Origin of the sequence: Sporolactobacillus shoreae (assembly GCF_004684935.1) — a bacterium.
Taxonomy (GTDB): domain Bacteria; phylum Bacillota; class Bacilli; order Bacillales; family Sporolactobacillaceae; genus Sporolactobacillus; species Sporolactobacillus shoreae.
The window spans coordinates 339,815-363,494 of the sequence record NZ_SRJD01000001.1 but is presented as its reverse complement, the minus strand read 5'-3'; the positions used below and the strand labels follow the sequence as shown (position 1 = coordinate 363,494).

General features: G+C 45.0%; 22 protein-coding genes. 6 read left to right on the top strand and 16 right to left on the bottom strand.

What is annotated here, in order from left to right:
• The first annotated feature begins 437 nt into the window (after positions 1-437).
• Positions 438-785, top strand: coding sequence for a YhjD family protein (locus tag E4665_RS01730; protein WP_135347067.1), 348 nt, complete (start codon positions 438-440; stop codon positions 783-785).
• A gap of 21 nt (positions 786-806) precedes the next feature.
• On the opposite strand, the gene trhO is transcribed toward E4665_RS01730, so the two are convergent.
• Positions 807-1,745: an oxygen-dependent tRNA uridine(34) hydroxylase TrhO gene (trhO, locus tag E4665_RS01725; protein ID WP_135347066.1), complete on the bottom strand. Its 939-nt coding sequence runs from the start codon at positions 1,743-1,745 to the stop codon at positions 807-809.
• A 213-nt stretch (positions 1,746-1,958) separates the two neighbouring features.
• Between trhO and E4665_RS01720 the strand changes: the two genes are divergently transcribed.
• On the top strand, positions 1,959-3,230 hold the full coding sequence (locus E4665_RS01720) for a BaiN/RdsA family NAD(P)/FAD-dependent oxidoreductase (RefSeq protein ID WP_135347065.1): 1,272 nt from the start codon (positions 1,959-1,961) through the stop codon (positions 3,228-3,230).
• A gap of 17 nt (positions 3,231-3,247) precedes the next feature.
• On the opposite strand, the gene E4665_RS01715 is transcribed toward E4665_RS01720, so the two are convergent.
• The 4 genes from E4665_RS01715 to E4665_RS01700 all read right to left on the bottom strand — a co-directional run bounded on the left by E4665_RS01715 (position 3,248) and on the right by E4665_RS01700 (position 7,181).
• Entirely contained in the window at positions 3,248-4,003 is a 756-nt protein-coding gene (locus E4665_RS01715; protein ID WP_135347064.1) for an SDR family oxidoreductase, read from the bottom strand.
• A gap of 24 nt (positions 4,004-4,027) precedes the next feature.
• Complete coding sequence (locus E4665_RS01710; RefSeq protein ID WP_135347063.1) at positions 4,028-4,954, bottom strand: VIT1/CCC1 transporter family protein; 927 nt, start codon at positions 4,952-4,954, stop codon at positions 4,028-4,030.
• A 192-nt stretch (positions 4,955-5,146) separates the two neighbouring features.
• Entirely contained in the window at positions 5,147-5,413 is a 267-nt protein-coding gene (locus tag E4665_RS01705) for a DUF2164 family protein (protein ID WP_135347062.1), read from the bottom strand.
• A 76-nt stretch (positions 5,414-5,489) separates the two neighbouring features.
• Positions 5,490-7,181: a formate--tetrahydrofolate ligase gene (locus E4665_RS01700; protein WP_135347061.1), complete on the bottom strand. Its 1,692-nt coding sequence runs from the start codon at positions 7,179-7,181 to the stop codon at positions 5,490-5,492.
• A gap of 177 nt (positions 7,182-7,358) precedes the next feature.
• Between E4665_RS01700 and E4665_RS01695 the strand changes: the two genes are divergently transcribed.
• Together E4665_RS01695 and E4665_RS01690 are read left to right on the top strand one after the other, a co-directional pair.
• Positions 7,359-7,784 (top strand): reverse transcriptase-like protein, encoded by a 426-nt coding sequence (locus tag E4665_RS01695; protein WP_135347060.1) that lies wholly within the window; start codon positions 7,359-7,361, stop codon positions 7,782-7,784.
• Positions 7,781-8,689 carry a DMT family transporter gene (locus E4665_RS01690; protein WP_135347059.1) on the top strand — a complete coding sequence of 303 codons (909 nt, stop codon included), beginning with the start codon at positions 7,781-7,783 and terminating at the stop codon, positions 8,687-8,689. The genes E4665_RS01695 and E4665_RS01690 overlap by 4 nt, the downstream gene beginning before the upstream one ends.
• 210 nt (positions 8,690-8,899) lie before the next feature.
• On the opposite strand, the gene E4665_RS01685 is transcribed toward E4665_RS01690, so the two are convergent.
• Both E4665_RS01685 and cshA read right to left on the bottom strand, forming a co-directional pair.
• The gene (locus E4665_RS01685; RefSeq protein ID WP_135347058.1) at positions 8,900-9,127 is read right to left on the bottom strand and encodes an IDEAL domain-containing protein; all 228 of its coding nucleotides are present in this window, start codon (positions 9,125-9,127) and stop codon (positions 8,900-8,902) included.
• Between the two features lie 196 nt (positions 9,128-9,323).
• Positions 9,324-10,781, bottom strand: coding sequence for a degradosome RNA helicase CshA (cshA, locus tag E4665_RS01680; RefSeq protein WP_135347057.1), 1,458 nt, complete (start codon positions 10,779-10,781; stop codon positions 9,324-9,326).
• Positions 10,782-11,152: 371 nt separating this feature from the next.
• Between cshA and zwf the strand changes: the two genes are divergently transcribed.
• The gene (gene zwf, locus E4665_RS01675) at positions 11,153-12,625 is read left to right on the top strand and encodes a glucose-6-phosphate dehydrogenase (RefSeq protein ID WP_135347119.1); all 1,473 of its coding nucleotides are present in this window, start codon (positions 11,153-11,155) and stop codon (positions 12,623-12,625) included.
• 133 nt (positions 12,626-12,758) lie between these two features.
• Here zwf and dat read toward each other — a convergent pair whose 3' ends face one another.
• From dat to E4665_RS01655, 4 genes are all read right to left on the bottom strand, one after another.
• Positions 12,759-13,613, bottom strand: coding sequence for a D-amino-acid transaminase (gene dat, locus E4665_RS01670; RefSeq protein WP_135347056.1), 855 nt, complete (start codon positions 13,611-13,613; stop codon positions 12,759-12,761).
• A 124-nt stretch (positions 13,614-13,737) separates the two neighbouring features.
• Positions 13,738-14,382: an SGNH/GDSL hydrolase family protein gene (locus E4665_RS01665; protein WP_241654609.1), complete on the bottom strand. Its 645-nt coding sequence runs from the start codon at positions 14,380-14,382 to the stop codon at positions 13,738-13,740.
• A 135-nt stretch (positions 14,383-14,517) separates the two neighbouring features.
• Positions 14,518-15,045, bottom strand: a complete 528-nt coding sequence (locus E4665_RS01660) for a GrpB family protein (protein ID WP_167815073.1) — start codon at positions 15,043-15,045, stop codon at positions 14,518-14,520.
• A 128-nt stretch (positions 15,046-15,173) separates the two neighbouring features.
• Positions 15,174-15,293: an FbpB family small basic protein gene (locus tag E4665_RS01655; protein ID WP_135347053.1), complete on the bottom strand. Its 120-nt coding sequence runs from the start codon at positions 15,291-15,293 to the stop codon at positions 15,174-15,176.
• A 209-nt stretch (positions 15,294-15,502) separates the two neighbouring features.
• Here E4665_RS01655 and E4665_RS01650 point away from each other — a divergent pair, with 209 nt between their 5' ends.
• Positions 15,503-16,873, top strand: a complete 1,371-nt coding sequence (locus E4665_RS01650) for a dipeptidase (protein WP_135347052.1) — start codon at positions 15,503-15,505, stop codon at positions 16,871-16,873.
• A 302-nt stretch (positions 16,874-17,175) separates the two neighbouring features.
• Here the strand turns inward: E4665_RS01650 and acnA are convergent, their stop codons facing one another.
• The 5 genes from acnA to E4665_RS01625 all read right to left on the bottom strand — a co-directional run bounded on the left by acnA (position 17,176) and on the right by E4665_RS01625 (position 23,631).
• Positions 17,176-19,917: an aconitate hydratase AcnA gene (gene acnA / locus E4665_RS01645; RefSeq protein WP_135347051.1), complete on the bottom strand. Its 2,742-nt coding sequence runs from the start codon at positions 19,915-19,917 to the stop codon at positions 17,176-17,178.
• A 134-nt stretch (positions 19,918-20,051) separates the two neighbouring features.
• Positions 20,052-21,227, bottom strand: a complete 1,176-nt coding sequence (gene nagA, locus E4665_RS01640; protein WP_135347050.1) for an N-acetylglucosamine-6-phosphate deacetylase — start codon at positions 21,225-21,227, stop codon at positions 20,052-20,054.
• A gap of 84 nt (positions 21,228-21,311) precedes the next feature.
• The gene (locus E4665_RS01635; RefSeq protein ID WP_135347049.1) at positions 21,312-22,148 is read right to left on the bottom strand and encodes a DUF72 domain-containing protein; all 837 of its coding nucleotides are present in this window, start codon (positions 22,146-22,148) and stop codon (positions 21,312-21,314) included.
• An 18-nt stretch (positions 22,149-22,166) separates the two neighbouring features.
• Positions 22,167-22,646, bottom strand: a complete 480-nt coding sequence (locus E4665_RS01630; protein ID WP_135347118.1) for a CcdC family protein — start codon at positions 22,644-22,646, stop codon at positions 22,167-22,169.
• Positions 22,647-22,701: 55 nt separating this feature from the next.
• A complete protein-coding gene (locus E4665_RS01625; protein ID WP_241654591.1) occupies positions 22,702-23,631 on the bottom strand; it encodes a Gfo/Idh/MocA family protein in 930 nt (309 codons plus the stop codon).
• Positions 23,632-23,680: the final 49 nt, after the last annotated feature.

The following is a 23,680-nucleotide window of genomic DNA, read 5'->3' as shown; positions in this document are numbered from 1 at the left end:
GTCAATACAAAAATGTATTAAGTTCCGTAAAGAAGCACCTGCCGCAGGGGTTGTGAGATACCTTCCTGCAGCTTTTTCTCTGCCATCTGGCTGGATAAGCATAGGCAAATTGTGTACGACCCGCCCCGGGTTCTTTTTTCTGCCTGGATAGTTTTCAGCGGCGTGCATTGAAATCAGTGCCGGAGACTGCAGAACCGACCGTTTGCCGATGCTGTGGCAGAACTGATTTGAAGTGATTGCCGCCCCTCTCATCCGGAATCTGGCGGCCAACTCAGTCATTCTAAAAGATTTCCAGAATTCAGTCCATGAAAAAAGGACTCCCCGACATCACGTAGGAAAGCCCTTTTTAACGTCAACAAATGGTAAATAAAGAAAATAATTATCAAGGTATTGATTGTAGAACATTAGTTCGCATATAATAGACTCAGGTGATCAAAATGGATGCCCATCAGCTGACAATACTGGAAAAGCAAATTATCCAGCAGTATATATTTCTCCCAATGATCCGTATGGCTCTTGAACATGACAGGAAAATCCTCGCACGGACCAACGCAAAATTCAAGGCACCGTATATTGAACTCCTTGGCCAAGCCATGCGGCGCGTGACGGAGGACATGAGAAAGAATAAGGATGATCTATTCAAGTATCATATTCATATGACGCGCCGAACATGGCTCGATTATGAAGTTTATGCAAGGGGCCGTGTTTTTGAAGTCAGTTACCAAAAAAGTGCGGCCAGCGACTGGATTTATGAACGGATCGGACAGTATCTGACTGGTGCATAGACGCCCCCGTCGTTTCGGCCGTTATATTTCCGCGGTCTCCTCCACCTGCTGCTTTAATTCCATGTTATACCGATTGTGCGGATGTGTGCGGCAGGCATCGCTACAGGATCTGTGATACTTTTTTTCACAGTCCTCGCAGCAGATATACTGCTTATTGCATTCCGGATTCGCACAGTTGACAATCCGGTCGCACGTTTTTCCGCAATGGTGACAATGTCCAACTACGACATCCTCATCTGTGCGGTTGACAGGAACAGAAATGCGTTTGTCAAAAACATAACATTTTCCGTCGTACAGTTCTCCTTTCACTGCAGGATCCTTGCCATATTCGACGATTCCCCCGTCCAGCTGGCTGACATCTTTGAAACCGGCTTTCAGCAGATACCCGCTGAATTTTTCACAGCGGATACCGCCCGTGCAATAAGTCAATACTTTCTTGTCCTTACAATCAGCCAGATTCTGTTCAATCCACTCCGGCAGATCGCGGAATGTTTTCACATCCGGGAGAATAGCATGCCTGAAATGGCCGATCTGCGTTTCATAATTGTTCCGGGCGTCAATCAGAATCGTGTCTTCCTGCCCCATCGCTTCACGGAAGTCTTTTGGCTTCAAATGTTTTCCAGTCAGTTCATGTGGGTCAATATCGTTCCTAAGTTTCAGAGCTACAATTTCTTTACGTGCCCGCACGTGCATTTTCTTAAATGCGTGTCCGTCCGCCTGATCCACTTTAAACACCAGATCACTGAACCGCGGATCCTGATGCAGGGTATCCATATAGATCTGAGTCTGTTCAAGAGTTCCCGACAAAGTCCCGTTCAAGCCTTCATTGGCAATTAAAATACGTCCTTTCAGCCCGAGACTTTTGCAAAAGGCGAGATGCTTCCGCGCAAACTCCTCAGGCTCATTTATAGTGACATATTTATAAAAGAGTAATACCCGATATGGCTTTTCTTCGGCCATGCTGTCCACCTCGATCGATACTTGCCGGCAATTTAATCACCAGTATTTTCTTCACTATCCTATCAAAAAATAAAATGTGTGACAAACATCACACCGCACCTATTTCAATGGACTCCCTTTATTTTCAGTTTCATATCGTATACGCTTGTATTAAGATGGAAAAGCAGAAGCTAAAAATAAATTCGCTTTGAGAAAAGATCGAGGGGCTAATTCGTGAATCAATATGATGTAATAGTTATCGGGGGAGGGCCGGCGGGTTTAATGGCATCTATTGCCGCCGCTGAAAACGGCGCAAACGTCTGCCTCCTAGATAAGGGAGACAAGCTTGGCAGAAAACTCGCTATTTCAGGGGGCGGACGCTGCAATGTCACAAACGCGATGCCGGTCGATGAACTGATTCGTCACATACCCGGCAACGGGCGCTTTTTATACAGCGCTTTTTCGGAATTTGATAATCAGGACATCATCCATTTTTTTGAAGATCTGGGCATTCAGCTAAAAGAAGAGGATCACGGACGTGTGTTCCCCGTATCAAATAATGCCCAATCCGTCGTTCGTGCCCTATTAAAAAGAACTGGCAAACTGGACGTAAAAATCAGGATCAATCAGCCCGTAGAGGCTGTTCTCTTTGGTGAATGTGTGAAAGGCGTGAAAACAAAATCGGGGGAAAAAATAGAAGCTCCATGCGTCATTATTGCCGTCGGTGGGAAATCTGTACCGCAGACCGGTTCAACAGGTGATGGTTATCCATGGGCCAAGACCGCGGGACACACGATTACAGAATTGTACCCGACAGAAGTACCGCTTACATCCTCCGAACCCTTTATTCAGGCGAAAACTTTACAAGGTCTTTCTCTGCGTGACGTGGCGGTCACTCTGGTCAGTCCCAAGGGTAAAGCTATACAGACACACAGATGGGATCTGCTTTTCACCCACTTTGGCCTGTCCGGGCCCGCCATTCTGCGTCTCAGTCAATTCGTTGTCAAGGCACTGAAAAAATACGGGGAACCCAATGTCGAGATTCGGATTGATGCATTTCCCGACAGAAGCGGGGAAGACATAAGCAAACAATTACTGAATCTCGCTCAATCCGCCCCTAAAAAGGAAGTAAGAAACATATGGAAGGGTATCGTACCTGAGAGATACCTGCTGTTCTTACTGAATCAGGCCGGGATCGCACCCGAAAAAAATTTCAGCCAGCTGTCAAAAGAAAACATTAGAAAAATGTCGGAGATGCTTAAAGCATTTCCTGTTCGGGTGGATGGCACACTTCCGATTGAAAAGGCTTTTATTACAGGCGGAGGCGTTTCTTTGAAGGAAATAAATCCGAAAACGATGGAGTCAAAAATCATGCCGGGATTATATTTTTGTGGAGAAATCATGGACATCCATGGATACACGGGAGGATACAACATCACATCCGCTTTTGTAACCGGCCATGCGGCAGGAACGACGGCTGCTCAACGGGCAGCGACAATACACTGACTGACCTGAAGCCACACTTAAATACCAAATGTATTGCCACCGTTAACCGATATGGATTGTCCGGTGATAAATTTTGCCCGTTCTGAAGCAAGAAAAGTAACCATTTCGCCAATGTCCTGCGGTTTACCCATGTGTCCTAAGGGCACACCTGCCGAATAAGATTCCAGCACAGCGGCACCTGTCCCCTGATGTCTCTCTACCGGGATAAAACCGGGATTGACAAGGTTGACAGTGATTCCGAAGGGGCCAAGTTCTGTCGCCCAAGATCTAGTCATACCAATCATTGCTGACTTTGCTGTCACATAATTTGAAAAGCCGCCACTCCCCAGCTGCACAACTTCACTGCCGATGTTGATGATTCTGCCCCAGTGCTTCTCTTTCATTGCTTGAAAAAGCATTTTTGTGAGGAGCAAGGGAGCTTTGACAGTAAAAACAAGCTGGTCAAGATAGTCCTGCCAGCTGCATTCTTCAATATTCTTTTCAGGCTGGGGACCTGTTGCATTATTAACCAGTATATCAACAGTACCAATCCCCAAATCGATGATTTTTTCAGAAAGCTGATTCACCGAGTGTTCATCAGTCACGTCTGCATGAACCACATAGGCACGGCCGCCTTTTTTCCTTATATCTTCAGCTGTTTTAACCGCATCTCCTTCATGGTGAGCATAATTGATAATGACTGCGGCCCCGGATGTTGCCAGTGTTTCGGCAACTGCCCTTCCCAGTCCGCGGGAACCACCTGTTACTAATACATTTTTCCCTGAAAGTATCATCTTCTGACACCTCTGATCCAGTAATTATGCCGAAATGCCCATGTAGTTCTTAACAATGAATCCAATGAAAAACGTCAGCGCCGCAACACCAAGGCTAACAAATACCATTTCAAAGAAACGCTGCCTGAAACTGATTTCTTTTGCGACAGCCATGTAATAGCTGAAAATGAATATGACAACGACAGCTATAATGACTGTAAACAAGAGGGCAAGCATATACTCGTGAGCTGGAAGCGTGAAAAACGGAAGAACCAGCAAAATAACAGTCAGCAAATAAGAAAAGCCCGTATAAATTGCGGCTGTAGCTGCCTTCTTCATATTTCCAGCAGACCTTTCGGCCATAAACTCGCTCGCAGCCATCGAGAATGAGGCTGCAATACCGGTGATCAGACCGGCAACAGCAATAATTTTTGTGTTAGACATTGAAAGTGTAAATCCGGCGACACTGCCCGTGATTTCGACGAGCGCGTCATTCATGCCAAGAATGATCGCTCCGACAAAATCAAGCCGCACTTCTTTTAATTGTGCGATCAACTCTCTCTCCTGTGAAATTAAAGAGTCGATCCTCTGTACCTTTTCCACTGAATAGTCAGCAGACTGATTGACCATCCGGTGCAGCCGGCGCTCCTTTACCTTCATCATCAGCTGAGTGACAAAAGTAAAGCCCAGCATTTTGCTAAGAAAAACATAGAAGTGAAACAACCTGCCTACATCAATGCCATGTTCACCGGGGAAAACAGAAGATATTAGTTTTTCTTCAGCCTCAGAGATTTTCGCGTACGTTTGCCGGTTATGCTCAATTTTTAAATTTTCTTTCCAATATCTAAAAAGAGAAAGCTGCAAAAACAGCCGTTTCTCAATCCCGAAAAAATTTTTCTTTATTGCCGTCACTCTATTTACACCTGTCTTTGTTATCGCTACGTGAAAAAGCGATCTAATTTCATGTACCATAACGAGAAACTCCTAAACTCTCATTCTCTTGGACAGGTTCATCTTATCACGACTTATTCAACAGTTCAACTATAATGATTATCTTATTATAATAAAATAAAAAGTAACTCATCTTCCGTTTTCCTTGTATATAGATGGATTATTTACAAATGATTTTAATTATCATTATCATTTACATAATTCATTTATCATTTAACCGTGGTCTTCATAGAGTTCTGCCCCAATGGCTTCCCTTTTCTCCAGGACATCCAGTTCTTCCTGAAGAGACGACATTTGCCGGTCGACTACAAATTTAGCGTCTCTCAGCGCCATGTTATAGATCATCGGAGCACATTCCTTCATAAAAAAAGAGAAAATATTTTCCGCGCCGATCAGACCAAGTTGTTCGTGATAAGTATCAAAATAATAGGACTGCAGGTTCTCAATGATTTGATCCTTCTGTACTTTTGAAAGTTTCATTTTACCAATCCCCTTTCAGTTGAAAAAAGCGTTTCGTCCGGTCCCTCCGGTACGAAACGCTTCTTCTCCGATTATATTAAAACAAGCCGACAATTTTTCCATCAGGACCGACGTCCATATTCAGAGCTGCAGGTTCCTTGGGCAATCCGGGCATAGTCAGAACGCTTCCCGTCATAGCAACAACGAAGCCTGCACCAACTGAGGCTTTCAGTTCGCGGACATGAATGATGAAGTCTGTCGGCCGTCCGATCAGTTTTGGGTCATCTGAGAGTGAATACTGAGTCTTTGCGATGCAGACAGGGAACTTATCCCAACCGTTCTTTTTAATCTTGGCGAGCTGTTTTTGTGCTTTCGGAGAATATTCGATCTCTTTTCCACCGTATACTTTCGTCACTACAGCTGAAAGTTTGTCTTCAATTGAGTCCTCCAAGCTGTAGAGAGGTTTAAAGTGATTTTCAGTAGATTCCACCGTGTCGGCAACAAGCTGTGCCAATTCTTCTCCACCCTTTCCACCATCTTCCCAGACTTTAGCCAAAGCAACCGGATGTCCGTTTTCGGCACACCACTCTTTCACATACTTGACTTCGTTGTCTGTGTCAAAAATGAAATGGTTAATGGCAACCACATAAGGCAAGCCAAAAGCTTTAATTGTTTCAATATGGCAGGTAAGGTTTTCCATCCCTTTGGCCAGAGCATCAAGGCTCTCATTTTTAAGCTCTTCTTTTTTCATACCACCATGCATTTTCAATGCGCGTATCGTCGCAACAATCACAACAGCGCCAGGCCTAAAATGTCCGGCACGCGTCGTAATATCGAGGAATTTTTCCGCACCAAGGTCAGCACCGAAACCAGCCTCCGTTACGACATAGTCTCCAAGCTTCGCGCCCATTTTGGTCGCCAGAACACTGTTACAGCCATGAGCTATATTGGCAAACGGGCCGCCATGCACGAATGCAGGTGTATTCTCCAATGTCTGTACAAGATTGGGATGGATCGCCTCTTTAAGAAGCAGTGTCAGAGCACCTTCAACTTTCAGGTCTTTAACGAATACAGGTCTCCCGTCATATGTATAGGCAATCAGCATTCGGCTGAGCCGTTCCTTCAGATCTTTGAGGTCTTCAGAGAGACAGAGAATGGCCATAATTTCAGAAGCCACTGTAATATCAAATCCGTCTTCACGTGGAACGCCGTTCGCTTTTCCTCCAAGACCGATAATCACGTGACGGAGTGCACGGTCGTTCAGATCTACAACACGCTTCCAAGCAATACGTCTTGGATCTATATTCAATTCATTGCCTTGATGGATATGATTGTCCAGAAGAGCAGCCAATGCATTATGAGCCGCAGTAATCGCGTGAAAATCGCCCGTAAAGTGTAAATTAATATCTTCCATGGGGACAACTTGAGAGTATCCGCCGCCTGCTGCCCCGCCTTTCAATCCCATCGTCGGTCCTAGTGAAGGTTCGCGCAGGGCGATAACCGTTTTCTTTCCAATTCTGTTTAAAGCTTGGCCCAACCCGACTGTAACCGTCGACTTGCCTTCACCGGCAGGTGTCGGATTGATGGAAGTGACAAGAATGATTTTTCCGTCAGCCTTTTCCTGAAATTTCTTCAGCGTCTTCACCGAAACTTTTGCTTTGTAGCGTCCGTATGGCTCCCAGTCTTCTTCCTCAAGACCAAGACCAGAGGCAATTTCGCTGATCGGAGCGAGTTTAGCTTCCTGAGCAATCTCAATATCGGATTTTACCGCACTTGATTTGCCTGTCATTTTTAACTGATCACCCAATCACATTATTAGTTATCCGAGTCCATTTCATTTCCTATGATAACATAACGTACGTTCCTCAAATACAGGCATGAAAAAAAATATATTTTTTCATCATACAGATTTTTGTTGTATGCTAATATTTGAAAGGTAATACATATTGAGGAAGGATGGGAATCTTTGATTGAAGTTTCATTTGACGGCGCTTCAGTTGGCAACCCAGGACTTGCTGGCGGAGGCATCTATATAAATTTAGGCAACGGCAATGAGATTAGAGAATCATTTCCCCTGGGAACTTTGCTGAGCAACCACGAAGCTGAATTTGCCGCGCTGGTGCGCGCACTTCAGTTCTGCCATGAGAAGGGTTACCGGAATGTTTCATTCCGTACCGATTCACAGCTAGTCAACCAGGCCATTGAAAAGAGATATGTCAAAAAAGCCGAATTTTCCCACTATCTCAGTGCGGCACTCGCACTGATTGATCAATTCAACCTATTCTTCTGCAAATGGATTCCGGATGTAAAGAATAAAAACGCGGACTCTTTAGCAAGGCTGGCTATCCGTTCACAGCAGAAACCAGGAAAAAGCGAGTGTGATCCACTATGACACTCAGGCGCGCGCTCACCGCAGATACCGCTCTACTAGGCATCACATTCGTCTGGGGAACGACATTCATTATCGTCCAGAATGTTCTGGATAAGCTGACCCCGATGACTTTCAATGCCTGGCGGTTTTTAATTGCCGCCCTCTTTCTTGCAATCTGGAAGTTGCTTTTTAAAAAGAACTCCGAAAAGAGTCGGCAACATTTGGTCCGTTTGATTGGATCAGGAACTCTCCTAGGATTTTTTCTGTTTATCGGTTATGCCTGTCAGACCATCGGACTTCTTTATACATCTGCGTCAAACGCCGCGTTTATTACAGGACTGAGTGTGGTGCTGGTTCCCATTCTGTCCGCATTGCTGCTCAGAAAAATGCCACCTGCTGCAGCCATCGCGGGGATACTCTTTGCTGTTGTCGGGCTTTTTTTTCTGACAACAAGGGGACAGTTATCATTAAATCGCGGAGATCTGATTGTTCTGATCTGCGCCGCTGCTTTCGCTTTGCACATCGTCTTTACCGCTAAAGTGACTGATCAGTACAACAGTCTGTCATTGACGATCGTTCAGCTAACCGTTGTGGCTCTGCTTAGCCTTGTTTTTGGTTTTTCAACTGAGGGGTTGCGCATCGCGGACTTTCAAACGCTACTGGAACCTGATGTCGCGGGAGTCATCCTGTTTATGGCTCTATTTGCCACCGCGTTCGCTTTCCTTCTTCAGACGCTTCTTCAGAAGGAAACACCAGCGACACATGTAGGCATTATCTATATAATGGAGCCTGTTTTTGCCGCCTGGACTTCAGTTCTTTTTCAGCATGTGCACCTTGGCACCGCCGAACTGGCCGGCTGCGGATTCATTCTGATCGGCATGCTGCTTGCGGAGTGGCCAGACGGAAGAAAAAGCTTGTCGCACTAAATAACATCCATTCCACTCTATTAGAAAGATTTTTTCGAACCCATAAAAAAAGAATCCAGATCTGGATTCTTTTTTACTGTTCATTCAGTTAATCACAGTCAGCCGCCTGTTCCTTAATGACCTCCTCTGCCCGCTTGGGACTGACAACCGCTTAATAACGCAAGGGAGCTTAATTCATATCCAAATCTATTTAGCACAATTAAATTACTTTCATCGAACTAATTCCTTATACTCATCGGTAAGTTTCATAAACAGTGCTTTATCTCCGGAATCCAGACTGGCATCAATTTCAGACTGCAAATGTTTCACTCTTTGGTTAAATTCCATTTCGTCAAGGATCATCTGGGCATACATTTCGACAACTGAGACCTTCGCCTGCTGCTCCTTATAGAGAACAAGCGCCTTCGTATTTTGTTGGGAAGAGTGATCATTGTTCATCTTTATTGCCCCCTTTGCACTTTTCATCATTCTACAATACTTTTCTGAAAGTTACAACCATTTTTGTTTATTTTCTTTAAACTTTTCCCACTATTTAGACTAGTTATATTTGGAAAAAATTAAAGGATTGGTTAAATGAATTTATTGTATAAAAAAGAAGAAGCCTTAGCTTCTTCCAGTTAGTTAACGGTTTACATTAATAATTCTGTGACTTCTGCCTGCTTCTACCACGATAACCGCTGTGCTGTCTCCGTTCGCCGTTACGTTCGTAGGAATGAAAGTTTCTTCCTCTTCCGTCTCTGCTGTTGTATTGCTGATGACGGTTGCTTCTCTTAACCATCAACGGCGCCTCTCGTGTCAAATGAACAGGTGTGGTATCCGGTTCTTTTGTCAGCACCTTCAGTGCCGCAGCAACAATATCTGCGGGACTATTATCCGACAACAGTTCCTCAGCTCTTGTTTCATAATCATGATAATTGTCATTCTCAAGGGATTGCTTGAGCGCATCTACGGCAACCTTCTGCTGACCAGCAAGTGCTTCTTTGTAGCTCGGTGCATTGACCTGCTTCATCGGTTGTTTTGTCAGACGCTCAATAGCCTTAAGATGGGAAATTTCACCGGGCGTGATGAACGTTAGTGCCTGGCCGGTTTTTCCCGCGCGCCCAGTACGTCCGATACGATGTACATAACTTTCCGGATCCTGCGGCAAATCAAAATTGTAAACGTGGGTGACATTGCTGATATCCAGTCCGCGGGCGGCAACGTCCGTAGCAATCAGTAATTTGACTTCATTTTGTTTGAAACGGCGAAGAACCAAATCACGTTTTGACTGGGTCAGATCCCCATGGATGCCTTCTGCTTCATAGCCTCGTTTCTGTAGTGCGCGCATTAGTTCATCAACACGCCGCTTAGTCCGTCCAAAAACAATCGCACGCTCCGGCATCTGAATATCGAGGAAACGGGTCAGTGCGTCAAATTTTTCCTGTTCTCTGACCTTGACATAATTCTGCTCAATAAGAGAAACTGTCAGCGTTTTTGCTTTGATCTGGACTTTTTTCGGATCCTTCATGAATTTTTCTGCGAGGTGTTGAATCGGTCCTGGCATAGTTGCCGAAAAAAGAAGCGTCTGACGTTCTTGCGGGGTATTCTCAAGAATTTCATGGATGTCATCAATAAATCCCATATTCAGCATTTCATCCGCTTCGTCCAAAACGATCACTTTAATCTGATCAAGCCGGATCGTGCGTCTTTTGATATGGTCGAGCAATCTTCCCGGAGTTGCCGAGATAATGGCTGGATGCCTCTTCAGATCGCGGATCTGTTTCTGAATGTCCTGACCGCCATAAACAGCAACTGTTCTTACTCTTTTGAAATAACCCAGCGAATTCAGTTCCTGAGCATTTTGAATAGCAAGTTCACGTGTCGGAGTAATGACTACTCCCTGAATATCAGAATCGGCCGAATCCACAGCTTCAATCATCGGAATGCCGAAAGCTGTTGTCTTTCCTGTTCCTGTTTGTGCCTGGCCGATTAAATCGACTCCTGTTTTTGCAACAGGTATCGCCTGCTCTTGAATGGGGGTCATTTCCTGAAATCCCATTTTTTCGGTTGCTTTCAATATTTCTTCGCTTACATCTAGTTCTGAAAATTTCATTAAGTCGTAAAGTCTCCTTTTTACTGTTCAGTTTTTATTTTACAAATGTTTAGGCATTCCCCGCAACGGACGGAAAATGCCTACTAAACATTGAGCAAATTTCATCTTTGTGTTCAACAAGCAAGCCTCTTCCATCCCTATTATTGCCTAAGCGCATAATTTCACAATAACATGTACAGAAATGAAATGCAACGATTTAAGCTGATGAGTTTTTTTAGACGGATTATTTAGACGGATTATTATGAGGTTTTCAGGCACAGCGGAGCAGGTTTTCACAATCCATTCATACATGATTAATTTAAGTGTAACACATTGATCATTAAGTGTGATAACATTTAACTATACAGATAGAGGAACGAGGTACATGAATGATGGTTGAAACGACAAAAGAGCCAACACTGATTTTCATGTTTGGGGCTACCGGAGATCTTGCCAGCAGAAAACTTTACCCGGCTCTTTACGAAATATATAAAAAAGGTAATGAGTTTGCTGTCATCGGTCTTGCCAGAAGACAGCATACCCATGAATCCTACCGCAGTATGGTGGACCGCGCATTGCCTCAGGGCGCTGACCGAAGGAAGGAATTCCTGGATCGGTTCTATTATCAGCCTCTTGACATTACCGAGCCGGAAAATTTCGCTCGATTGAAAAATATCAGCGACCAGATTGACACACAGTACCAGCTGAATGGGAACCGAATGTTTTATCTTTCGCTGGCACCGCGCTTCTTCGGAGTCGCTGCAAGAAATCTGAAAAAGGCCGGCCTGACTGAAACTTCGGGCTGGAAGCGTCTGATTATTGAAAAGCCATTCGGGCACAACCTGGAATCTGCTGAAAAATTGAATCATGATCTTCTTGAAGTTTTTGACGAAGCTGAAATATACAGGATTGACCATTATCTTGGTAAAGAGATGGTACAAAATATCGAAGCGCTCCGCTTTGCTAATCCGATTTTCGAATCCGTATGGAACCACAGAAGCATCGCAAACGTTCAGATTACGCTCAGCGAGACACTGGGTGTCGGGGACCGGGCGAGTTACTACGACCAGACCGGCGCTCTGCTCGACATGGTGCAGAACCACATCATGCAGTTGCTCACACTGACGGCCATGGAACCGCCCAGCCGTTTTGAACCGGAAGACATCCGCCAGGAAAAAGTCAAAGTTCTGAAGTCCATCCGTCCCATGTCTTCGGATGCGATCACAAATCAGATCGTGCGCGCTCAATATAAGCAAGGCGTTATGCCTGATGGAACGCGGATCGGCGGATACCATGATGAAAACAACATTGATTCGGATTCAGATACTGAAACTTTCGTTGCAGCCAGACTTTTCATCGATAATTATCGCTGGACCGGAGTCCCTTTCTATATCCGTACCGGAAAGCGTCTTGCGGCCAAGTCAACGGAAATTGTCATCCAGTTTAAAGATATTCCGAACAATCCGTACCTTTACGAATTCAATCACATCGGCCCTAATCTCCTCGTTATCCATATACAGCCGGATGAGGGACTGTCACTGAAGTTGAATGTCAAGGAATTTGGTGAAGAAGGGGAGACTGTTCCAATTGCGATGAATTTCAGCAACAACGTAAAGCGTCAGGCGGATACCCACACTCCTGACGCATATGAACGTCTCCTCTCCGACTGTCTGAGGGGAGATTCCACAAATTTCACGAGATGGGATGAAGTCGCCTTTTCCTGGTCGCTCACTGACTCCATCGTTGCCGCATGGAAAGATATACCCCTCGATTATTATGAGGCCGGCACAATGGGGCCCGCTTCATCCGACAGGCTTCTCGCGCTTGATGGATTTTGCTGGTGGCCGCTTACTCGAATGGAATAAAGTAATCTCATTGCTATATGAACAAAAGAAGGCTTAATTGGCGACCCAGTTATTAGATAACCCGGCCAACCCTATTAAGCCTTCTTTTTATACAGATTTATCCACGAACCGCTAACATTAAACGCGCCAGTGATCAGGATATCGCGGATGCGATAAATTGCGTAACTTCCCCGGTGAAAGCTTCACCTAACTTCGACGTCACATCCCCCGCCTTACCGTCCGCTACCGTTCTGCCATCAATTTTCACTACTGGCATTACTTCATTGCCAGTGCTTGTGATGAACACTTCATCAGCGGAAAACAGATCATCTAAAGTAAAAGTTTGTTCATCAACTGTTATGCCAAGCCTCTCTGCAAGTTCAAGAACAAAGAGGCGTGTAATACCATTCAGAATTAAGTGGTCGGCAGGATGAGTGATCAGATGATTGTTTTTAACAATAAACACGTTACTGGAAGCTCCTTCCGTCACGTTTTCTCCCCGATGAAGAATTGCTTCCTGTGAACCCTGCTCATGTGCATACTGCTTGGCAAGAACATTCCCAAGCAGGTTAAGCGTCTTGATATCGCATCGAAGCCAGCGGATATCTTCGGCCAGACTCGTTTCGATTCCGGAATCATGATTGCCTCTCCAGTCATGGCTAACAACCGATCCCGTCAGAATAGAGCCTGCTTGATCAGGGAAGAAATGCTGGCGCGGAGCGGAGCCGCGTGTAATCTGAAAATAGACGATTCCATCATTGATCCTGTTTAAACCAATCAGTTTATTCAGTTTTTCAGTCAACAAATCAATGTTGAAAGGCAGCTGAAGCCGCAGTTCATTCGCGCTTCTTTTCAAGCGCTTCATATGGAGATCGAGAAGAAACATCTGGCCTCCATAAACAGGAATGGCTTCATAGATTCCATCACCGAATTGGTATCCGCGGTCTTCAATATCCACTTTCCCCTGTTCACGCGGTATGATCTGATCCTGGAACAAGATAAAAGACACAACGTTTCCCCCCTTAATTACATATCCCTAAGCTGCTTTTATTCAGTATATTCCTTGTTTTTTGAAGAAACAATGATTATTTGGCCGGGGCAAAAATAACCGCATTACTTTGTAAACTAAAAGGTTATTGATTCTTCCGGATTGCCGTCATCAGCCGTGAGGAAAGCTGACTATACCCTTTCTCATTTGGATGAAAATGATCGGCATAAAGCAGTGTGCTGCCTCTACCTTTAAAAATATCAAACGTCGGGATAAAAGTCGTGTTCCGGTACCGCGAGGCAATTTTTTTACTGTTAGCATTCCAACTGTTCAGGATTGGGACAAAGTCTTTATTGGCTGTGCCCAAATAATCTTCAAATGGATTATAAAGCCCGAAGTAATAGATCGGTGCATCAGGGTTAAGCTTTCTGATTTCGGAGAAAACCGTTTCCAGATGTGCTGAAAACACCTTCTGCTCCGCATTAAAGTCACTGGTGCTTAAATCCATAAAATGATTTTTCAGTACATGGACAATGTCATTACCGCCTATAGTCAGAAAGATGGTGTTCGAATGCCTGATTGTCTCTCTGGCCTGTGGCTTTTTCAGCACGTTCAGCAGATCGGCTGATGTGTCGCCAAGATGGCCCAGGTCTTCAAAAGAAACCTGCTTCACATTTTTCTGCTTTTTAAGTGCATCAGCGGTCATTCCGACATAACCATGATTTTTCGGGTCGCCGACACCTTGCGTCAGTGAATCGCCAAGCGCAACGATCCGGTAGGAATACGTTATTTTCTTATTGTTCTGGGTTTTTTGTTCCGGCCAGAAATGGTAGATTGCTAAACTTGCGGCTATTAGAATAACTAAAATGGCTATTGTATATGTGAAAAATTTCTTAATGATCCTGCACCTCTCCGATAAACTGATTCATTCTCCGTACCACCACAGCAGCGCGCGTTCTTCTATTTTTTTCACTGCAGCGTCTTTTCCCTGAATGTAACTTTCTGCATCATAAGGAAACGCGGCCGCCAGCTGTTCTTTCAAATTGCTGTAAAACGCTGCATCATCGGCATGAACCTTTAGGTAATCACGAAAAGCCAAGTGACGCACGACATCTTCTGTTCCTTCTTCAAAAATATGAAGATGAACCAGGTGATTGCCTTCAGCATCAGTTTTACAAAAATAGCGACGTCCGGCAATACCGTTTTCTCCATAGGATTCATAACCTAATGGATCCATACGGGAAGAAATCCGGTCCAAAGATGGTAAATCTGATACCTCAGCCAGAATATCTATAGTCGGCTTTGCAGACATTCCCGGTATTGATGTACTCCCTATATGATGTATGGCCCTTAAAACAGGATGGATGATGCGGGATATTCTTCCCACCTCCCTTTTATATTCCTGTTCCCATTCAATCTGGTAGGTTTCGATAACAATATGCCTTTGAGTCAAAAAGCCCAGCTCCCATTTGCAGATAGTAAATTGTCCTCAAAAACCGGACAGATATTATTTTAGCATATGGATTTCATTGCAGCATCCAACATAACAAAAAAGCAGCGGATGCACCGCTGCCCCTTGCCTTACTTAATAGCGTGTCTCTGATCAATTTTCTCTTCGATCTTTTCCAGAACTTTTTCATTTCTCAGTATTTCAGACTTGTTCTTGAGAACCAATTCCTTAAACACTTGTTTCTTCCTCAAGATACGGCCTCCCTTCACTTTATTCGTTCAGCCCTTTTCACACACCCATTATATAAAAAGAGGAAACGTTTTCCGTAATTGTGTGAATATTTTATCATATTTCTATTTTTCCCCAAATATCTTTTTTTCAAACATACCCCCGTTTTTTATCAAATGGCTGATCATTTGATACAATAGATAAGACAGATTATTGTTTGGGAGGCTTTTTCATGGATGAACAAATCACTTCTTATTTGGAAAACAATCGGGAGCTGCATCTGAAACAGATGATCGAATTTCTTTCAATTCCAAGTATCAGTTCCGACTCAACACATAAACCAGATGTCAGAAAAGCTGCGGAGTGGCTGGCAAATGATCTGGAGAATGGCGGATTGGAAAATGTACAGATTCTTGAGACTGCGGGCCATCCGGTTGTCTATGCCGATTATCTGAGAGCGGAGGGCAAACCAACCGTACTCTGCTATGGGCATTACGATGTTCAGCCGGTTGACCCGATCGATCAGTGGCATACTGACCCGTTCAAACCTGAGATTAAAGACAACATCATCTACTCCCGGGGAAGCAGTGATGATAAAGGACAGGTTTTCATGCTCGCCAAAGCAGCTGAATCTATTCTTGCGGTCAAAGAAGAGCTCCCGGTCAATATTAAATTTTGCTTTGAGGGCGAAGAAGAAATCGGCAGCGCGCATCTGGATGATTTTGTTGATACCCACCTGGATCTGCTCCAGGGCGATGTTCTGCTCGTCTCCGACACAACGATGATCGGGATCAATCAACCTGCGGTAAGCTACGGACTCCGCGGTCTCTGCGGACTTGAAGTACATCTTCGCGGACCCAAAGGCGACCTGCATTCGGGCGTGTACGGTGGCGCGGTTCAAAATACACTTCATGCCATGGTTGAATTGCTTGCAACCCTTCATGACAAAGATGGAAAGATTGCTGTTGATGGTTTTTATGATGGCGTCGAAGAGCTCACAGAAGAAGAGAAAAATACATGTGAAAAAATTTCTGATGACGAAGCGTTAAGAAAAGAACTGGATGTCGATACCCTCGTAGGCGAACCAGGTTACTCGACCACAGCCAGAATCTGGGCACGCCCGACTGTTGAACTTAACGGTGTTTTCGGCGGATTTCAGGGTGAAGGCTTGAAGACGGTCATTCCCTCCACCGCGACCGCGAAGATCACCTGTCGTCTCGTTCCAAACCAGGACCCAGCTGTGATTGGCGCACTTATGAACAAACACTTGAAGAAGCATCTCCCGGCGGGTGTGAAACTGGACATTAGGCTAATGGATCATGCCGAACCTTTTGTCATGCCGCTGGATCATCCAGCATTAAAGGCCGCAGGCGCCGCGCTAAAGGACGCGTATCATGTCGACCCAATCTTCTCAAGACAGGGTGGATCGGTGCCAATTGTTAATACGTTCCATGATAAATTAGGGCTTGCGCCAGTCCTTATGGGATTTGGCCTTGACACAGAAAATTTTCACGCGCCCAATGAACACTTCCATCTTGTTAATTTTGATCGCGGTCTGAAAGCTTTAATTGATTTTCTTAACTTTCTTCCAGAGCAAAAATAAATCATTTTGGCGCAAACCAAGACGGGGTGGATTTTTTCCACTCCGTTTTTTTATAATCAAAATTAAAGGGACCGTCCAAAATTGGACAGTCCCCCAGATGAAGAAGATGAAATGGATTCAGACTTTACAGGTTATTATCTTTCAGAGGGCTTTACGCCGAGCGGAATGCATTGAGCCAGTTGATTGATCCAATGGAATCCTCTCCTCAGATAAAAGCTGAAGGACTAAATACTTTTTGATCTACTTCGTTCATTATCATGCCCGCAAAGTCACAATTTATTCTCTTGCGGATATAAATTTCCTCATGAATTCTCATTCAGTTTCCGGCGCAAAACGGTCTGGAGAATGCCTCCGTTACGGTAATAATCAATTTCGACTTCGCTGTCAAAACGTACAATAACTTCAAACGGAATAACAGTACCGCTCACAGAAACTGCTTTAACCTGAAGAATCTGTCCCGGGATTACCTTTTCATCAATTTCGATGCTGATTTGCTCTTTTCCGGACAGGCCGAGTGAATCTGCGCTCTGGCCATCCTTGAATTGAAGTGGAAGCACGCCCATCATAACCAGATTGCTACGATGGATCCGCTCGAAGCTTTGAGCGATCACAGCTTTGATCCCGAGCAAATTCGTTCCCTTAGCGGCCCAGTCCCTCGAGCTTCCCATACCATAGTCCCTGCCTGCAAGGACAATCAGACCGGTACCATCTTTCTTATAATTCATAGCCGCATCATAAATCGGCATAATCTCTCCGGTTGGCCAGTATGTCGTATACCCGCCTTCCGTTCCGGGAGCAATCTGGTTACGGATGCGTACATTGGCGAACGTGCCTCGCATCATTACTTCATGATTTCCGCGACGTGACCCATATGAATTAAAATCAAAACGTTTGACACCTTTCCCAAGCAAATATTGTCCAGCTGGGCTTTTTTGAGCGATCGCACCCGCCGGAGAAATATGATCCGTCGTCACAGAATCGCCGAATTTACCGATGACCCTAAGGTTTTCAATCGGTTTAATTTCGTTTAGATTGGCAGAAAGATTCTCGAAGAACGGGGGATTTTGAATATAAGTCGAATCCGGGTCCCAGTCATAAAGTTCCCCAACGCTTGTTTGTATGGCGTTCCAGCGCTGATTTTCAGTGAAAACACGGGAATACTCCTTCTTAAACATATCCGGGCTGACCGATTGATTGATCGCCTCTTCGATTTCTTCACGCGACGGCCAGATATCTTTGAAATAGACATCATTCCCTTCGCTATCCTTACCGAAAGAATCATGCTGCATGTCAAAGTGTACTGTTCCGGCTAATGCGAAAGCCACAACAAGTGGTGGAGAAGCCAGATAATTGGCGCGAATCAGAGGATGAATCCGTCCTTCGAAATTACGGTTTCCGGAAAGGACAGCGGAAACCGTCAGATCTCCCTCGGTAACCGCCTTTTCAATTTCTTCAGGAAGCGGTCCGGAGTTACCGATGCATGTCGTACACCCATAGCCAACCAGATTAAATCCAAGCTGCTCAAGATAAGGCATGAGTCCCGCAGATTCAAGGTAATCAGTGACCACTTTAGATCCAGGCGCCAGACTGGTTTTTACATAATCAGGAACCGTCAGCCCTTTTTCAACAGCCTTTTTGGCTACCAGACCGGCACCGATCATCACGCTCGGATTACTTGTATTCGTACAGCTGGTAATCGCCGCGATCACAACCGCCCCGGTTTTCAGTTCCGTTTTGCTCCCATCCTGATGCTCAATGAAGGCCTTTTTGTCTATTTCATTCTTCTGCAGGCCGAATCCATGATTGCCAGACTCTCTCGTTAAGGAGGCGGCGAATTCATCTTTGATTTTTGTCAGCGCAATGCGATCCTGAGGACGCTTTGGACCGGCAAGAGACGGTTGCACGTCTGAGAGATTCAGTTCAATCACTTTCGTAAACCGCGGATCCTTTGATTCCGGTGAGTAAAAGAGTCCGTTTGCCCTGCAATAATCCTCAACCAGCCGAACGGATTCATCCGACCGACCTGTCAGATGCAGGTAATCCAGTGTTACCTGGTCAACCGGGAAAAATGTGGTCGTTGCTCCGTTTTCCGGAGACATATTTGAAACCGTTGCCCGATCGGCAAGGGACATATGAGACAGGCTGGGGCCGAAAAATTCAACAAATTTTCCAACGACACTTTCCTCCCGCAGGATCTGTGTTACCTTCAATGCAAGATCAGTCGCTGTGGTTCCATCGGGGAGACTTCCAGTGATGCGGACACCAATCACTTCCGGAACAGGAAAATAGGAAGGCTGCCCGAGCATTCCCGCTTCTGCTTCAATGCCTCCGACGCCCCATCCGAGGACACCTAAACCGTTTATCATTGTCGTGTGGGAATCGGTTCCTACGAGTGTATCTGGATAGGCCAGCAAACCGCCATCGTCATCAGTCACTGAATGCACGACAGAAGCGAGATATTCAAGATTCACCTGATGAACGATCCCCGTTGCCGGTGGAACCGCACGAAAATTTTCAAAGGATTTCTGCGCCCATTTCAAGAATTTATAGCGCTCGCCGTTTCGTTCGAATTCTTTGTTCATATTGAATTTCAAAGCATCATTGGTGCCAAAGCGATCAACTTGTACCGAATGATCAACAACGAGATCAACAGGCTTTTCAGGGTTGATCTTCTCCGGGTTACCGCCGAGATCCGCTAATGCTTTTCTTAGAGAGGCCAGATCAACGACAGCTGGAACACCTGTAAAATCCTGCAATATGATCCGCGAAGGATTGAAAGGGACATCAATGCTTTTATTCAGCTCTTCGGTCCCCCATTTTGTCAGATTCTCAACATGTTCCCGTTTAATAACCTTGCCATCGCACTGGCGTAAAACCGCTTCCAGTAATACTTTAATTGAATAAGGAAGCCGCTCAACATCACCGAATTGATTAAGGACGCCGAGATCGTAAAAACTGTATGTTTTCCCATTGCTGTCAAAATGATTAAGCGCGTGAAAAAAATCCTTCTGTCCGGATGTGTTTCTTTCTGCAGCTGTCGCCATACCGTCACCCTCTCTATGATTTGTATATCATATACAACGCTAATTTTATCTTAAATGATCGATGCGAATAAGTAAAACAATATCAAATCAAGACTTAAAATAAGCTTTTCCTGATATATCCCATTGCAAAAAGCTCAGCAGAGTACTTCTCCTTTTCTCTGGTAAGAGACTGTTCCTCGGCATACAGTCATCACTAACTGATTCTGACCGTCAAGAATGATCAAATCAGCATCCTTCCCGACTTCAAGAGAGCCTTTGCGGTTGAACACATTGCACTGAAGTGCCGGATTAATTGAACCCATCTGGACGATATCCTCAAGTGTCGCATCCGTGAAAGAGAGCATATTTCTTATTGCCTGGTCCATCTTCAGCAAGCTGCCGGCGATCGTCCCGGAAGAAAGAAGCGCCAGGCCGTTTCTTACATGGACCTCCTGCCCGCCAAGTTCATAATCCCCGTCTTTCAGGCATTTTGCACGTATTGCGTCAGTAATCAGAATCATTCGGTCACTGCCCTTCAGCTTGTATGCCAAATTGACCATGCCCTGGCATATATGCCGTCCGTCACAGATCAGTTCGGTGTACAGCTCATGATGCAGGAGTGCGCCTCCGAGAATACCCGGCTCACGCTGATGCATACCTCTCATCCCGTTATAGAGGTGTGTGACCTGTGTTGCTCCAGCTGCTGCTGCATTAAGCACATCTACATCCAAGCCATTGCTGTGCCCGATCGAAGCGACAATATTTTGTTCAGAGAGATGACGGATCAGAGTGAGACCCCCGTGGATTTCAGGTGCAAGTGTGACCTCTTTAATATTTCCTCCGCTAAGCTCCTGCCATTTATCAAAAAGATCAGCATCCGCTTCAATAATGTGCTCCGATCTCTGCGCCCCTGCTTTCTCCTTACTGATGAATGGGCCTTCCAGATGAATGCCCAGAATCTCAGCCTCTCCATGTTGCTGATGACCAATCACCTGAGCCGCATTTTCCAGGGCCGTTTCAATTTTTTCTGGGGATTGCGTCATTGTCGTGGCCAGAAATGAAGTTGTCGCTTCTCCCGGAAGAGCTGACGCTATCGTTCTCAGTGCGTCAGGTGTAGCATCCATCATATCTGAGCCATTTGCTCCGTGGATGTGCATGTCGATCATTCCAGGAAGGCATTTATATTCCGGCGGAAAATGAACAATGGTATCGCTATCTTGATCGGTCTGATAACCGATGGAGACGATTTTACCTTGATCAAAAGAAATATTACCGTTATGAATCCAGTCATGATCCGAATAAATGGCGCATCCGGCTATCTTTTTCAACATGTCAGTCACTCCCTTTATATATGGATATATCGCAAAGCGTTCAGGCAATAAAATCATCAGCTGCAATTTTTCAATCGCTGGGGATCAAAATAAACCGAGCTGTTTCGGCGCCAACCCTGAATAGCTGAGATCGAGCATGTCGATCATCTGCTTCGCATTATCTGCGGCATCACCGCCTGAATTATTGTTAAAAAGCATATAAACATTTTTAACTTTCTGATTGAGGATCATCAGCCGCTGCTTCCATTCATTCAGCTCTTTGCTATCATAACGATACAGGCAGCGCACCTTCCTCCAATTTGGTCCATGATTCAACCATCCGGCAGTATTTCTCCCATGAAGCCGTATGAGCACTGAATCGCCCCACCCGGATAATACCAGAGGAATGGATCCGGTATCTGTCTGAGGTTCATCGCAAATCGTATGGGTCCATCCTTCTCTTTCAATAAATGATAACGTTTTCATCTTTGTTTCCGGCAAAAACCAGCTCGGATTTCGGAACTCAAGAGCCACTGGTATTCCGCTCATTTTCTTCTTTGTATAACGGAGTTTTTCGATATTTTCAGCAGTACAATCAAACCAGGGAGGGTATTGAAACAGGACCATCGTGCATTTGCCTGACTGAAGCAACGGATCAATGGACGAACAAAAGGTATCAAACATTTCCCCGATATTTTTAAAGCTTGTTTTCCCGCGAAGATGTCCTGTCATTCCCTGATAAGCCTTAACAATGAAACGGAAATTGTCCGGTGTTTCATTCACCCAGTTCCGGTAATTTTTCTCGGGTTGGATTGCGTAAAACGAACTGTCACTTTCTACAATAGGAAAATGGCTGCAATAGCTTTCCAATTTCGAAGATTTTGTACCAGATTCATATAAACTTGGGTGGTCACCCCAACCTGTCAAACCAATCCAATTCAAAGTTTCCCACCTGTCTTCTCACCGTTCTGATTCAGCCGGTCCATTTTCAAGCAATCTGCGATAGGTGAGATACATGGACAGACGCCACGGTAAAAGCATACCCAATGCAAGGATGAAAAAGAATGATGCGGTCTGCGGCAGACTGACGGCTTGTTCCATCGCCAATTTCATTACTGTTCGAACAAGCAGCAATCCGATCAGGATGAACGCAAATGCTTTGGAACGTTTCAAATAAACATCGTTTCCGACGCGTTCAAATTTTGATGTCTTGATCAAGAAAAAAGAAAAAGCCATACCAACAAGAAAAGCGATCCCCGCTTCCCAAAAAGGGATCCATGTTTTCGGTTCGATGAACATCAAAAAACCGGTTAACATGAATACCGGAGGGAGCAGTAATTTTTTCGCGTTTGTCGGTTTTTTAGATGCTTTCAGACGGATAAAAATCACCAGACCGGCAAAAAGAACGCCGATCGATAACCCGATTAATTCAGCTGCTATCTTACTCACCCTCCAACTATGAACAACAGGCATTGGCGAATTCGTATCTATGCATTCAGGCAAAAGACCCGGCATTGCTTTGGTTCGCTGCCGCCTGTACTATTTTCTCACAAATCCGGTGAGTTTCCAAAGCATCCGCCTTTGAAATCGGTTCTTCTTTATGATGTTTTACGGAATCGAGAAAGGCTTCAACGATCTGCACAAAACCTCTTTTATACAGAGTCGTCGTCCAGTCCCCAAATGGCTTTTGGATCCTGACATTGCCCTTAATCTGTTCAAACTCAGCCAGATTACGGACCCGGTACTCGCTTTCCGGGGACATAGCCTGAAGAATTTCCTCATTTCCTCCACTCACCCTGCTCATAAATGTGACCGCCAGCTTGCTGCCCGCATGTAAGACAACATTGAGATTCGTGTAAAGATCTTCGGCATTTTTCTTCGCAAAAACGTTAATGGCTTCAACAGGCTCATTCAGCAGGTACCTCGCTGTATCCACTACATGGATGTAATCGTCATATACAAATTTCCGAATATCCGCAGGGTCGTTTACCCGGTTTTTTTGATAAATAATCATGGACTTGCCAGGCGCTTCAAAAACGGCACGGTTGAGCGGCGCAAAACGACGGTTAAATCCGGTCATCAATAGCACCCTTTGTTTTTCAGCAAGCTCTGTCAGTTTTTTAACCGTTTCATAATGATCGGCTATTGGCTTATCCGTATATACAGAAATACCTTCATTTAATAGTTTTGAAATAATTGCAGGGTGTGCCGAGGTCGCCGCATGTACGAATGCTGCATCGATACCGCTTTCAATTAACCGATCGACTGATTGATAAAGGTGAGTCCACCTGTACTTATCACTGATTTTACGGAGTTTCTGCTCATTTCGGGTGCAAAAATGAAGCTCGGCGCCGCTCAAACCGGCATAAACAGGCAGATAAGCTTTCTCAGCAATAGAGCCAATACCGATAATTCCGATTTTCATTAGATTCATCATCTCCTTCAGAATTCAACCGATTTTCTCCCTTCATTCT

Coding starts and splice junctions, on each gene's coding strand:
- E4665_RS01730 (WP_135347067.1), top strand. CDS start 438: ATGGATGCCCATCAGCTGACAATACTGGAAAAGCAAATTATCCAGCAG.
- trhO (WP_135347066.1), bottom strand. CDS start 1,745: ATGGCCGAAGAAAAGCCATATCGGGTATTACTCTTTTATAAATATGTC.
- E4665_RS01715 (WP_135347064.1), bottom strand. CDS start 4,003: ATGATACTTTCAGGGAAAAATGTATTAGTAACAGGTGGTTCCCGCGGA.
- E4665_RS01710 (WP_135347063.1), bottom strand. CDS start 4,954: ATGGTACATGAAATTAGATCGCTTTTTCACGTAGCGATAACAAAGACA.
- E4665_RS01705 (WP_135347062.1), bottom strand. CDS start 5,413: ATGAAACTTTCAAAAGTACAGAAGGATCAAATCATTGAGAACCTGCAG.
- E4665_RS01700 (WP_135347061.1), bottom strand. CDS start 7,181: ATGACAGGCAAATCAAGTGCGGTAAAATCCGATATTGAGATTGCTCAG.
- E4665_RS01690 (WP_135347059.1), top strand. CDS start 7,781: ATGACACTCAGGCGCGCGCTCACCGCAGATACCGCTCTACTAGGCATC.
- E4665_RS01685 (WP_135347058.1), bottom strand. CDS start 9,127: ATGAACAATGATCACTCTTCCCAACAAAATACGAAGGCGCTTGTTCTC.
- cshA (WP_135347057.1), bottom strand. CDS start 10,781: ATGAAATTTTCAGAACTAGATGTAAGCGAAGAAATATTGAAAGCAACC.
- zwf (WP_135347119.1), top strand. CDS start 11,153: ATGGTTGAAACGACAAAAGAGCCAACACTGATTTTCATGTTTGGGGCT.
- E4665_RS01650 (WP_135347052.1), top strand. CDS start 15,503: ATGGATGAACAAATCACTTCTTATTTGGAAAACAATCGGGAGCTGCAT.
- acnA (WP_135347051.1), bottom strand. CDS start 19,917: ATGGCGACAGCTGCAGAAAGAAACACATCCGGACAGAAGGATTTTTTT.
- nagA (WP_135347050.1), bottom strand. CDS start 21,227: ATGTTGAAAAAGATAGCCGGATGCGCCATTTATTCGGATCATGACTGG.
- E4665_RS01625 (WP_241654591.1), bottom strand. CDS start 23,631: ATGAAAATCGGAATTATCGGTATTGGCTCTATTGCTGAGAAAGCTTAT.